Genomic DNA, 12,191 nt, shown 5'->3' with positions numbered 1-12,191 from the left:
AATTCAAAATATTGACTATCAATTATTTGCATTCGTTATATTTAAAATGTGTTAACCCGTGTTAACCCCATTTAGATGCGTTTTTCCTGGTTTTAACTCCTCAAATTTGCTATAACAAAACAGGCCTTTCAAATTTGAAAGGCCTGTTTTGTTATACAATTAATGTTTTATTCTTTAAACGGATCCTGCTGGCTCCCGTTTAAAGAAGGCTGCGAAAAATTATCGATAAAACAAACAAAAATATAATGCTTATACCTAACGACTGGATTTGCTGCCCTATGGTAACGCTTTTTCCGGTTTGAAAGCTTTTCTCCATCTCCTGAATCTTGGCGTCAGCTTCCTTCTTTTCTTCCGGTTTAGCAGTGCTTTCTTTCAGTTTATTCAAAGCGGTAACCATAGCTGTTTTAGTTTTCTGAGCCATTTGCGGTTCTATAGCGTTTGCAAATATCTGATCACGTAGTATAAATATGGTCAGGTTTGAAATGAAAAACATAATGAAAATTCCGGTGGCGGCCTGCCTCATTGTCCAATACCCGCCCACTTTGCTCCTCAGATTTATGCAAAACAAAGCAGCAATAGCTATCGGAAATATGTACGTGAAAAGTATTGCACCAACTGTTATTGCGACAGCCGATGCTACACTTACCATAAAATAAAAATAAATAATACTTACAACAGCCAATACTGCACCTAAAATCAATCCTTTGATAAGTCCTCGTATTTTTATGGTTCTTTCTAATTGTGCGCTCATTTAAGAGGGTTATTGAAAACTAACTAAAATTTCTAAAACAGCCATATCAAATTCCTTGTTGATGGCATTATCGGCAATCTCCTTTTTCTCCTCATCAGATGGATCGATATTTTGGAAAAAGCACATCATTGGGTAAAACAGTTCTTTAAGCTCTGAATCCTCAGGAAGCGTTGTTGCTACTTTACTGATCTCAGATGCCGGGCTTTCAATCAGGATTTGATTGGCAATAACCGGCTCATAAATGCGATATTCATCTTGGAACTCATCTTCATCAACCAATAAAAACTCCTTCAGGTAGTCTTCAAGTTCCGGTTCAATATCTTCGTCTTCACACTCGTTTAGATATAGTAAAAGATTAAGAAGTTCAGTACCACGGTCGAGTGTTTCTTCTTCAATGCTTTCCCACTCCGGTGTATCAAGATAATCTTCTTCCAGTTTTTTAACGTCTGCGCTAAAGAAGTTGATCATCAGCAAGTCGAAGAAGATTTCACGAAGTTCTTCTACTTGTGGGTTTTCATCAAAAACCGCATCAAGCTCATCTACTTTAGATAAAAAATCTTCGTCAGATGCAAATACGTCGCCAAACTCGTCGGTTAACTGGGTTGCATCAAAGCTGTTGTATTTTGAAAAAGCCTCAAGCGCTGCTATAAAGGCGGTTTCTATTTTTGGATCGATCATAGGTATGTTATTTAAAGATTTGTTTATTGTTGTAAGTTAACAATACTTTACCTTTTAAACGTTGCCCGATATAAGGCGAGTTTGCAGATTTAGATTTGTTGTTAGCCGCAGTGTATTCCCATTCGGCATCGGTGTCAAAAACCACGAGGTTTGCCTTTTCATCTTCAGCGATAACCGGCAGTTCAACACCAAGTATCTCGCGGGGATTAACAGCAAGTTTTTCAACTATAAGTTCAACCGGTAAACCCGCTTTTAAAGCCAGGGCGAAGGCTGTTTGTAAACCGATAATACCATACTCGGCAACTTCAAATTCCACATCTTTAAATTCAATTTCGTGTGGGGTATGCTGCGATACAATAGCATCAATAGTGCCGTCTTTTAAGCCTGTTACCAGTGCGGATACATCATCGGCAGTGCGCAACGGCGGTTTAACTTTATATAAGCTATCGAAGCCCAAAAGGGATTCATCGGTTAAAACTAAATGATGTGCAGCAACATCGCAGGTAACCTCAATACCTTTACGCTTAGCTTCACGGATCAACTCGACCGAACGCGCTGTTGATATAGTTGTAAAATGAATGCGTGATACTGTGTATTCCGCAAGATAAAGATCGCGGGCAACCATCAGTTCTTCGGCCAGTGATGGGATGCCTTTCATACCCAGCAGCGTGCTGATCTCGCCTTCGTTAACTTTTGCTTTACCTGCTATTGCTATATCTTCCGGATAAGAGAAAACCAGTGCATCAAAGCCCTGTGCGTACAGTAAAGCTCTTTCCATTAAACCGGCATCCTGTACCGGGCGACTGCCATCGGTAAAAGCCTTTGCGCCGCTTTGGTACATATCGTACATTTCTGCAAGATCTTTCCCTTCACGCTTCTGGGATATGGTACCCAGAGGATAAACATTAACCAGGTTACCTTTTGAGCGGTTTAGCAGGTATTCAACTTCCGACTTGGAATGCACCGGCGGCTGGGTATTGGGCATTAGTGCTATGCCGGTAAAACCTCCTGCCGCCGCGGCCATTGTACCTGAGCGAAGGTCTTCCTTGGTTTCAAGGCCCAACTCGCCTACGTTACAGTTAAGATCGAAAAAGCCGGGCGAAACATATTTGCCTTCGGCATCAAACAGTTCGGTATCGGCATCAATATCGTCGGCTATGCGGGTAATAACACCATTTTCAATTAAAATATCGGCAACTTGTTGATGAAAGGATGATCCGGGATCAAGAATAGTGGCTGATTTGATAAGCAAATTCATTAGCACTGCTTTATGTGTGGATTTGTATGGACCTATCCCGCCTGAATAACACCTTGTTGATCAGGCTTATAAAATCTGATTAACAATATTTCTGCAAGCAGGAAGATCAGCGCCAAAATTATACAAAGTTTCCATAATTGTGTGCCAAAATTTGATTCGGCAACAACACTTTTTAATGAGCCGTTTCCCGCTATTAATAAGGGCTTTGCATTTGGTATCAATTTTTCCAGGTCGGCTGCCGAAAAATAACTCATGTCAGATTCGGCACGGTCGTCGTTAACTGCAAGCGTCGCCAGCGTGCTGTCCTGTTTCCGGAGCGAATAAATTCCGGGTTCATTCAATTGGTCAGAAACATATAACAACGCACTTCCCTCCCGCTGCCTTGCATCCGGGATAATGCTTTGATTGCCTTTGATGAGTTTGAGCAATTGCTTTTCAGTGGTTTGTACAGGTGGTACCTCAAAATTTTCGTCGGTGCCAAGGGTGTAAAATAAGGGTTGGTCATGCCCGCTTAATAATGCCATCCTAAAAAGTATGGGTACAAACAGTGCATGCCTTTGCAGGTTACTAAAATCCTCGTTAAGGGGCACGGCACATACATAAACATTTCCTCTTCCGCTCCAGTACCCCCCAAAAAGCTTCGCCGGTAGCAAGCTTCATCAGGCTTTCCTGCTTAGCACCGCTTTTACTCAGTTGATAGTATTTTTTAACGGATGGTAAATCGGGGTTTTGAGGAAAGCTTTCAAACACGTTCTTAAAAACAGGGCTCTGCCTGTTAAGGGAAGCTACTTTTACATCCTGGGTTATTAGCTTTTCAGGATATCCGGTATTTAAGGCTAATAAAAATGACTTATAATTAGCCAGATCGGCATCGGCCGACGGAAATACAACCAGCGTCCCTCCTTTTGTCACGTACGTTCTCAACTGCTGTGCCAGTCCGGTAGCTATGGTTTTAATGTCGCTGATAATTACTATAGGGTAGCTATTAAGTGCAGTGTAATCAACGTTACCATCGGTTACACGGGATGCAGCAAAGAAAGCGTCAGATGCAAAAACAGCTTTCAGATATGGATTTGGAGCGCCTCCATCTATCAGCAGAACCGGCATTTGCTGCTTTACATTAAAACTAAAATAAAACTGGTTGTCAAATGTGACCGGATTGTCCTGCAACTTAATTTCACCGCTCTGCCATCCAGGTTTTAAGCCCGAAAATGATAAGGTATCATTTTGAACCTGGCGGGCATTGATACTGAAGCTACCGAGCGCCTTTTGCTCACCGTTAATTAATATTTTGAGGGGAATCTTTTCTTCTTTTTCTGTAGCGTAATTATGTAGGCGTACAACCAGTTTTTCACTTTCACCCGGGCGATGTACCGCACTAAGTAACCAAACCGAATCAACAGCAACATTTGGAAGGTTTCCGGCTTTAAGCTGAACAAGGTTAACGGTAATATTACTATCGACTTTCACTGGTTTATCATTTCTGTTTTTTGAAAATCAGAAATAATAAACACCGACCTAGCAGCTCCCGGTTGATTTTGCAATAGGTTTTCCTGTCTGCTGATAACCTGTTGTAAGCTCCTGCTTTGTGAACTTACTTTAACCGCATCAACTGCATCATTAAATTCATCACGGCTCAACAGTCTTTGATGTTTACCTTCAAAATCTTGCGTAAGTAATTGAAAGCGATCGTTAATGTTATAAGCCGAAGCAATTTCCTTAGCACGGCGTTTAGCTTCATCAAGTAACGACCCCTCGCGGTTAAGGGTTTCCATGGAGTAAGAATTATCCACAAAAACGCTTATCACCTGTTGTTTACCAGCATTAGCATTTTGCGCGCCGGGGATATAAGGTCGGGCAAATGCCAGTATCAGAAATAACAAAGTGAGTAAACGCGCCGCCAATATCAATCGCTCCTTCAAATTGCGACGCGAGGCCTGCCGTTCCTGCACCTCTTTCAGAAACTGTACATTACTGAAATATACCTTTTTGTATTTACGAAAATTAAATAGGTGGATCACAACCGGGATGGCCAGACTTAACAACGCGAATAAAAAAGCAGGATATAAAAAATACATATTTTATATAGATGGTTGTGCTATTTACAAATGTGGTAATTAAATTGAATTTCTGTTATCTTGCAGTACCGGAACATGAAAAAAATCCCCCTGTTATTAATTTTATCGCGAGTTTTATTTGGTATCATAATTATTGCATTAAGCTTAATACAATGCCTGTATTTCCGAAACATCATTATAATATTAATGATACTCGGCTTACTATCAGATATTTTTGATGGAATCATTGCCCGACGGCTGAACGTTTCAAGCCCCATGCTCAGACGGCTTGATTCAGGTGTCGATCAATTTTTTTGGTTGAGTATTGTGGCAGGATGTTATATCACCTGTCCACAGTTTTTTAAAGACAATCTGCTAAAGATAAGCTTGCTGGTTGCCATGGAAGCAGGATGTTATGCCATAAGCTATATCCGGTTTGGTAAAGAGGTGGCCACACACGCCATATCTTCAAAGTTTTGGACACTTGTACTGCTCGCAACTATGATTCAGGTTACAGTAAGTTGCTCTTCTGTAATTCTATTTAATATTTGTTTTTATCTGGGAATAGCTACCCGTATAGAAATAATAGGCATGCTACTTATTATAAAAGAGTGGACAAACGACATCCCAACTATTTACCATGCTTTTTTGATAAGGAATGGCAAAGAGATAACGCGCCATAAACTTTTCAATGGCTAATTGCAAGAAAACAATATGGCCTTGTCTCTTTAACTATCTTAATATCGGTCTTCCCTTTCAAATCATGTATAAATAAATATATTTGGTGCATACATCAATCTACTTAAAAAATGGAATACAGAAGATTAGGCGAAAGTAAACTAAGCGTATCGGCAATAACTTTTGGAGCATGGGCTGCAGGCGGCTGGATGTGGGGTGGCAATGACGATCAGGAAGCTATTGATGCCATGCGTGCGGCTTACGACCTTGGAATAACATCAATTGATACAGCCCCGGTTTATGGACAAGGTAAAAGCGAAGAGCTGGTGGGCCTGGCCATTAAAGGCCTACCCCGGGATAAGGTACAGATCCTGACTAAATATGGCTTGCGCTGGGACCTTGTAAAAGGTGAGTTCTTTTTCAAAAGTAAAGACAACAGCGGAAAGGATATTGATGTGTATCGATATGCCGGTAAAGACAGCATTATAGCCGAGTGTGAAAATAGTCTCAAACGTCTCGGTACCGATTATATCGACCTGTACCAAATTCATTGGTCGGACAAAACTACGCCTATTGACGAAACTATGGAGGCCATTTTACGTCTGCAAGAACAGGGTAAAATTCGCGAAGCAGGTGTTTGTAATTATAATTTGAGTCAAATGCAAATCGCTGCCAAAACCATTAAGCTGGCGGCAAACCAGGTTCCGTTTAGCATGGTAAACCGCGCTATTGAAGATGAGTTAATCCCTTATTGCATCGAAAACAGGAAAGCAATATTAGCTTATAGTCCCCTTGAGCGTGGTTTATTGACCGGTAAAATGAAACCCGGCCAAAATTTCGGCGAAGGCGATCATCGTGCAGGCGTTAAATATTTTAAAGATCAAAACATTGAGCGTACCAATGCGTTCCTTGCCAAAATAAAACCATTGGCCGACGAAAAAGGTGCAACTTTAGGGCAATTGGTTATCCGCTGGACAATCAATCATCCAGGCATAACCGTAGCGCTGGTTGGCGCCCGTAATGCCGAACAATCAGTTGAAAATGCAAAAGCAATAAATATTCATATCAATGGAGAAGAAATGGAGTTTATCAATAACCAGTTAAGTGATTTGGTGATTGTAGATTAAGATCAAGGATTTTCCTATATTCCATTATGAAAAAATCGTTGCTACTCTTCCCTTTAATGTTGGCATTAAGATTATCTGCTCAAAATGCCCAGCAGATCCATCAAAAAGCTATTTTAATTGATACGCATAACGATGTTATTTCAAACGAGTTGATCACCGGCGCTGATTTAGGCAAACGTCAGAGCGAAGGGAATTTTGATTTAGTCCGCGCTAAAGAAGGCGGACTTGACGCACAGATCTTTTCTATCTGGTGTGGTGAAAGTTACGGTAAAGGGGCTGCCTTTGCTTTTGCAAACCGGGAGATAGATTCGTTGTACGCGCTCATCAAACGTAATCCTGATAAAATAGCTTTAGTGCGCAATACCAAAGAACTTAAAAAAGCTGTGGCCGGTAAAAAGCTGGCAGCATTGATTGGTGTTGAAGGCGGGCATATGATCGAAGACAGGATGGATTACATTGACAGTCTGGCTAAACGAGGGATGCGCTATCTTACCCTCACCTGGAATAACAGCACTTCATGGGCAACTTCGGCACGTGACGAGGTTACTAAAAAGGATAGTTTGAAGCATTTAGGACTTACCGATTATGGCAAACAAATAGTAAAGCACCTGAATGAGCTTGGTGTTATGGTTGACGTATCGCATGTGGGTGAGCGTACTTTTTATGATGTGCTGGCAACAACCACAAAGCCTGTTATCGCTTCACATAGCTGTGCTTATAGTATCGATCCATTTCGCCGCAACTTAAAGGATGACCAACTAAAGGCGCTGGCAAAAAACGGCGGTGTGGTATGCATTAATTTTTATAGTGGCTTTGTAGACAGTACCTATACACCCAAAGTGCTTAAGTTTTTGGCGCTGCATAAAACAGAGCTCGATTCATTGACCAAAGTTTATCATGACGTCGATCTGGCCAATATCAGGATAAATGCCATGTATAAAGTTGAATCTGACAAGCTCAGACCACCGCTTGAATTGCTAATTAAGCATATTGATTATATAGTAAAGCTGATAGGTGTTGATTATGTGGGTATCGGGTCGGATTTTGATGGAGCCGAATCATACCCTCTTGGTTTGGATAGCGTTGCTGATTATCCAAAAATAACCGGAGAACTATTGAAATTAGGCTACAGCCAAAAAGATATTGATAAAATATTAGGTGGAAATGTAATGCGGGTGCTTGCCGCAAATACAGGTAAATGATGTCACTTTGTTGACGATATGCGCTTTGCCTTATGCGCTTAAAATCGTAAATTCGCAACTCATTTATAATAAAATGTCTCAAGAAACTGAACACGTAAAATGCCTGATCATAGGGTCAGGTCCTGCAGGTTATACTGCAGCTATATATGCTTCCCGCGCTGATCTTAAGCCAGTTATGTATACCGGTTTACTGGCAGGCGGCCAGCTTACACAAACTACCGAAGTTGAAAATTTCCCAGGCTATCCGCAAGGCATTATGGGCCCTGAACTGATGGAGGATTTCCGCAAACAGGCTGAGCGCCTGGGTACCGAAATCCGTTTCGGATATGTTAGTTCTGTTGATTTTTCAAGCCTGCCACATAAAGTTGTAGTTGATGATGTGAAAACTATCACAGCAGATACCGTGATTATTTCAACCGGAGCTTCGGCCAAATGGCTTGGTTTAGAGTCTGAACAAAAATACAGCGGCTTTGGCGTTTCTGCCTGTGCCGTTTGCGATGGTTTCTTTTTTAAAGGCCAGGACGTAGCTATTGTTGGTGCCGGTGATACTGCAGCCGAAGAAGCTACCTACTTAGCCAAATTGGCCCGCAAGGTATATATGATCGTTCGCAGGGACGAGTTCCGTGCTTCAAAAGCGATGGTTCACCGCGTGCTGAACACACCAAACATTGAAATATTGTATAATACCGAAACCAAAGAAATTTTAGGCGATGGTCAAAGTGTTACCGGTGTTAAAGTGATCAATAACCAAACCAACGCCGAAACCGATCTTGATGTTACAGGATTCTTTGTAGCAATTGGTCACCACCCTAATACCGATATTTTTAAAGGCTGGTTACATATGGATGAAACCGGTTATATCATCACCCGTCCCGGTTCAACTGAAACCAACGTTGAGGGTGTATTTTGCGCCGGCGATGCACAAGACCATATTTATCGCCAGGCTGTAACAGCAGCCGGTACCGGCTGTATGGCCGCTATCGATGCTGAGCGCTACCTGGCTGCCAAAGAGCATGTGGTGACAGCTTAATCAAGCGATTAGAGATTGGAGGTAAGAGATTAGATGGTTTCTTACGATCATAAAAAGCGACAGGTATCCCCTATCGCTTTTTTCATTTCTGAACCGGGGTTTGGGGAGATTTTTCGGTTTACACTGCACACCGTGGTCTAACCCGAATTAGCAAACAATAAGATTCTTTTGAATTTGCTTAGCATCCTGTTAATTCGTTTCATTCCATAAATTCGAGTTCAGACAAATACTTACTGAACTAAGATTTTTACATATTAAAACTTTTTAAATTTTTTAAAAAAGTTTTATCTTACGGGCTCACACTAACCTGTTAGATAAATTATGTATAAAAAGGTTTCTTTAGTACTGCTCGCCGTGCTTGCAGTGTACACCTCCACTGCAAATGCGCAGGATGCTGATCCAAACCTGGGCATTATCCCCGCACCTGTTTCATTGAAAAAAGCTTCCGGTCAATTTATTTTGAGCCAGGAAACCACGATCCAGGCGGATACGCCCTCAAACAAAGCAGTAGTATTTTTTGAAGATTATCTTGCCAATAACCAGGCATACAACAAACCAATTGTTGTAAAAGGCAGCAAAAGCAACAACGTTATAACCCTTACTGCTGCCGGTACTGATGGTTTACCTGCCGAAGGTTACCGTTTAACTATTACTCCGCAACAAGTGATTGTTGCAGGTAAAGGAGCCGGGCTTTTTTATGGAGTGCAAACACTGCTCCAGCTAATGCCCGTAGAGCATTCGGCTACCATAAAGCTGCCTGCCGTGCAAATTGAAGATTACCCACGCTTTGGTTATAGGGGCGCGATGCTTGATGTTGGTCGCCACTTTTTTGGGGTGGAAATGGTTAAGAAATATATCGACCTCTTGGCCGCTTATAAACTGAATACCTTTCACTGGCACCTTACTGAAGATCAGGGCTGGCGGATTGAAATAAAGAAATACCCTAAGCTTACCCAAATAAGCAGTATGCGTGCACAAACGCTTATAGGTGGTTATCACGACCGTACGCCACAACAATTTGATGGGACACCGTACGGCGGCTTTTATACACAAGATCAAATACGCCAGGTAGTAAAGTATGCATCAGACAGGTTTGTTACCATAGTGCCTGAAATTGAAATGCCGGGGCACTCTAAAGCTGCGCTTGCTGCTTATCCCAAGTTAAGCTGTGACCCGTCAAAAACGTATCAACCTGCCGAAACGTGGGGCGTATTTAACGATATTTACTGCCCTAATGAAAATACCTTTGCCTTTTTACAGGACGTTTTAACAGAAGTGATGGCGCTTTTCCCGAGTAAATACATCCACATTGGCGGTGACGAAGCCCCGAAAGATGCATGGAAAAGCTCGCCATTTTGCCAGCAGCTAATTAAAAAATTGAAACTGAAAGACGAGCACGCACTGCAAAGCTATTTTATACAACGCATTGAAAAGTTTTTAAACTCAAAAGGTCGCAGCATCATTGGCTGGGACGAGATCTTAGAAGGCGGCCTTGCTCCTAATGCTACCGTTATGAGCTGGCGCGGCGAGGAAGGCGGAACAGCAGCAGCGCAGCAAAAACACGATGTGATCATGACGCCAGGAAGCAACGGTTTATACATTGACCATGGCCAGGGTAGGCCAAGCCAGGAACCTTTAAGCATCGGTGGCAACGAACCGCTTTCAAAAATCTACAGCTATAACCCCACTCCTGCTGTATTAACGCCTGATGAGCAAAAATACATTAAAGGTGTGCAGGCCAATTTGTGGACGGAATATGTGGCCACAGATGCCAAAGTGGAATTTATGCTGCTGCCGAGGTTGCTTGCATTATCAGAAATTGCCTGGTCGCCATTGGCTAATAAAAATTATGTTGATTTTGCTGATACACGCTTACCTGGTCATTTGGCATGGCTGGATAAAAATGGTTTTGATTACCACGTGCCAACAGCTATAGGTGCAAAAGATACAGTGATGATAGGAAGCAAGTTAAATGCTGTATTGAAACCATCTGTTGAAGGTGCAAAAGTTCATTATACTATTGACGGTTATACCCCACGCGAAACAGACTTGATTTATACTACCCCACTTAATTTGGATATACCCGCCGATCAATATCGCGAACTACAGACTATTGTGATCACTCCTTCGGGCAAACGGAGCAATGTTACCCGTACATTGGTTTATAATAAAGCGCCAATGGCAGCCGTTACTTATACAGGTACAGCATCGGGACTAAAGTATCAGGTTTTTCCTGGTCTTTACAGCAGTACAAACCAACTTGGCGTTATGCCTGCCGACAGCGGCGTAACCAAAACCTTTAATACGACTGATCTGCGAAAAAATAAAGGTAAATATGGTGTGATTTATACAGGATTTATTAATATTGAAACCGATGGCGTTTATGGCTTTGCAACGTCATCTGCAGGTGGTTCGGTTTTGTTAATTGATGACCAACCGGTAGTTGATAATGATGGAAAACACACCATGAATGAACAAATGGGAGCTGCGCCGTTATTAAAAGGCTACCATAAGGTAACGGTAAAATATTTTGACCAGGGAGTTGGCCCTGTATCGTTAAAAGTGTTTATTACTGCGCCTGGTAAAGCAAAAGCCGAGCTAACACCAGATACATTATACAACTAAGTTGAACCCAAAAAATATGACTAACAGGTTTTACCTTTTTGCGCTTGCGATAAGTGCATTAATGGCTGGATGCGGCGGGCAGGAAACAAAAAAGCCTGCCGCTCCTACGGCACCTAAAAAGCCGGAATTGATGGCGCCTTTCAGGTTTCACAAACTGATAGAGGTGTCTCCGGGCCAAAGCTATGACATTTTGAGCTGGGGGCGCGGCGCCGAAGAGGCCGGTTCGTTCATGATATTACATTCAGATTCGTCGGCTATAAAATACACTACGACAACCGGCGATTTGGATGGGGCTATTATTGACGTTTACAATTCGGATATGGATGTGGATGGCAATCCTGAAATCCTGATACAGGCTAAATCGAAAGATACAACCAATTACACGTCAATTTACGCCTTTGAGTTTAACGACAATAATAGTAAGGCCAATAAGCTGGATTTTCCGAAGCTGACCAGCTCGCAGCGCAAAGGTTACCGTGGTAATGATAATTTCTATATTAAGGAAGGTAAGCTGATGCGGGAGTTCTCGATATTTAACGGAACCGGCAAAGATGCCAAACCATCAGGAGCAAAACGCCAATTGGAGTATGGTTTACGGGGTAATGAATTTACCGTTAAGCAGTTGAGCAAAGATTCGACAGATGTAAAGCAACCGGACAATCAGCCTGCTAAAACTGATGAGAAAAAATCTTCGGATAAACAAAGCTCATCTTCTTCTTCAAAATCGTCTAAGAAAAAACATAAAAGACATAGAGGATAATTTAGTTTGCGTTACAAACGAGCGC

At 42.0% G+C, this 12,191-nt stretch carries 12 protein-coding genes; 6 read left to right on the top strand and 6 right to left on the bottom strand.

Annotated elements, in window-relative coordinates; translation table 11 throughout:
* Positions 1-199: 199 nt before the first annotated feature.
* From ACRQ5D_RS23200 to ACRQ5D_RS23175, 6 genes are read right to left on the bottom strand one after another with little or no spacing between them, the layout of a single operon-like run.
* A complete protein-coding gene (locus tag ACRQ5D_RS23200) occupies positions 200-751 on the bottom strand; it encodes a DUF4199 domain-containing protein (RefSeq protein WP_432326754.1) in 552 nt (183 codons plus the stop codon).
* A gap of 9 nt (positions 752-760) precedes the next feature.
* Entirely contained in the window at positions 761-1,429 is a 669-nt protein-coding gene (locus ACRQ5D_RS23195) for a hypothetical protein (protein ID WP_091164758.1), read from the bottom strand.
* 7 nt (positions 1,430-1,436) lie between these two features.
* Positions 1,437-2,687, bottom strand: a complete 1,251-nt coding sequence (locus tag ACRQ5D_RS23190) for a dihydroorotase (RefSeq protein WP_091164761.1) — start codon at positions 2,685-2,687, stop codon at positions 1,437-1,439.
* A gap of 32 nt (positions 2,688-2,719) precedes the next feature.
* Positions 2,720-3,211: a hypothetical protein gene (locus ACRQ5D_RS23185; RefSeq protein ID WP_431200556.1), complete on the bottom strand. Its 492-nt coding sequence runs from the start codon at positions 3,209-3,211 to the stop codon at positions 2,720-2,722.
* A gap of 55 nt (positions 3,212-3,266) precedes the next feature.
* Positions 3,267-4,157 carry a hypothetical protein gene (locus ACRQ5D_RS23180; protein ID WP_432326751.1) on the bottom strand — a complete coding sequence of 297 codons (891 nt, stop codon included), beginning with the start codon at positions 4,155-4,157 and terminating at the stop codon, positions 3,267-3,269.
* The gene (locus ACRQ5D_RS23175) at positions 4,154-4,765 is read right to left on the bottom strand and encodes a BatA domain-containing protein (protein ID WP_432326750.1); all 612 of its coding nucleotides are present in this window, start codon (positions 4,763-4,765) and stop codon (positions 4,154-4,156) included. Before ACRQ5D_RS23175 ends, ACRQ5D_RS23180 begins: the two co-directional genes overlap by 4 nt.
* A 75-nt stretch (positions 4,766-4,840) precedes the next feature.
* On the opposite strand from ACRQ5D_RS23175, the gene ACRQ5D_RS23170 reads away from it, so the two are divergent.
* The 6 genes from ACRQ5D_RS23170 (at position 4,841) to ACRQ5D_RS23145 (ending at position 12,166) form a co-directional block, all read left to right on the top strand.
* Complete coding sequence (locus tag ACRQ5D_RS23170; protein WP_091164767.1) at positions 4,841-5,443, top strand: CDP-alcohol phosphatidyltransferase family protein; 603 nt, start codon at positions 4,841-4,843, stop codon at positions 5,441-5,443.
* A gap of 110 nt (positions 5,444-5,553) precedes the next feature.
* Positions 5,554-6,549 carry an aldo/keto reductase gene (locus ACRQ5D_RS23165; RefSeq protein WP_091164768.1) on the top strand — a complete coding sequence of 332 codons (996 nt, stop codon included), beginning with the start codon at positions 5,554-5,556 and terminating at the stop codon, positions 6,547-6,549.
* Positions 6,550-6,575: 26 nt separating this feature from the next.
* On the top strand, positions 6,576-7,751 hold the full coding sequence (locus ACRQ5D_RS23160; RefSeq protein WP_091164769.1) for a dipeptidase: 1,176 nt from the start codon (positions 6,576-6,578) through the stop codon (positions 7,749-7,751).
* A gap of 73 nt (positions 7,752-7,824) precedes the next feature.
* A complete protein-coding gene (gene trxB, locus ACRQ5D_RS23155) occupies positions 7,825-8,781 on the top strand; it encodes a thioredoxin-disulfide reductase (protein WP_090526227.1) in 957 nt (318 codons plus the stop codon).
* 321 nt (positions 8,782-9,102) lie between these two features.
* Entirely contained in the window at positions 9,103-11,406 is a 2,304-nt protein-coding gene (locus ACRQ5D_RS23150) for a family 20 glycosylhydrolase (RefSeq protein WP_091164770.1), read from the top strand.
* Positions 11,407-11,422: 16 nt separating this feature from the next.
* Positions 11,423-12,166: a hypothetical protein gene (locus tag ACRQ5D_RS23145; RefSeq protein WP_091164771.1), complete on the top strand. Its 744-nt coding sequence runs from the start codon at positions 11,423-11,425 to the stop codon at positions 12,164-12,166.
* Positions 12,167-12,191: the final 25 nt, after the last annotated feature.

The sequence above is a fragment of the Mucilaginibacter sp. P25 genome (genome assembly GCF_050859465.1).
Classification (GTDB): Bacteria; Bacteroidota; Bacteroidia; order Sphingobacteriales; family Sphingobacteriaceae; genus Mucilaginibacter; species Mucilaginibacter gossypii.
The sequence above is the reverse complement of the archived record's forward strand: the minus strand, read 5'-3'. Positions and strand labels throughout refer to the sequence as shown.

What these genes read in the sequence shown, in the direction of transcription:
- ACRQ5D_RS23200 (WP_432326754.1), bottom strand. Translation starts at nt 751, where the DNA reads ATGAGCGCACAATTAGAAAGAACCATAAAAATACGAGGACTTATCAAA.
- ACRQ5D_RS23195 (WP_091164758.1), bottom strand. Translation starts at nt 1,429, where the DNA reads ATGATCGATCCAAAAATAGAAACCGCCTTTATAGCAGCGCTTGAGGCT.
- ACRQ5D_RS23190 (WP_091164761.1), bottom strand. Translation starts at nt 2,687, where the DNA reads ATGAATTTGCTTATCAAATCAGCCACTATTCTTGATCCCGGATCATCC.
- ACRQ5D_RS23185 (WP_431200556.1), bottom strand. Translation starts at nt 3,211, where the DNA reads ATGGCATTATTAAGCGGGCATGACCAACCCTTATTTTACACCCTTGGC.
- ACRQ5D_RS23175 (WP_432326750.1), bottom strand. Translation starts at nt 4,765, where the DNA reads ATGTATTTTTTATATCCTGCTTTTTTATTCGCGTTGTTAAGTCTGGCC.
- ACRQ5D_RS23170 (WP_091164767.1), top strand. Translation starts at nt 4,841, where the DNA reads ATGAAAAAAATCCCCCTGTTATTAATTTTATCGCGAGTTTTATTTGGT.
- ACRQ5D_RS23165 (WP_091164768.1), top strand. Translation starts at nt 5,554, where the DNA reads ATGGAATACAGAAGATTAGGCGAAAGTAAACTAAGCGTATCGGCAATA.
- ACRQ5D_RS23160 (WP_091164769.1), top strand. Translation starts at nt 6,576, where the DNA reads ATGAAAAAATCGTTGCTACTCTTCCCTTTAATGTTGGCATTAAGATTA.
- trxB (WP_090526227.1), top strand. Translation starts at nt 7,825, where the DNA reads ATGTCTCAAGAAACTGAACACGTAAAATGCCTGATCATAGGGTCAGGT.
- ACRQ5D_RS23150 (WP_091164770.1), top strand. Translation starts at nt 9,103, where the DNA reads ATGTATAAAAAGGTTTCTTTAGTACTGCTCGCCGTGCTTGCAGTGTAC.
- ACRQ5D_RS23145 (WP_091164771.1), top strand. Translation starts at nt 11,423, where the DNA reads ATGACTAACAGGTTTTACCTTTTTGCGCTTGCGATAAGTGCATTAATG.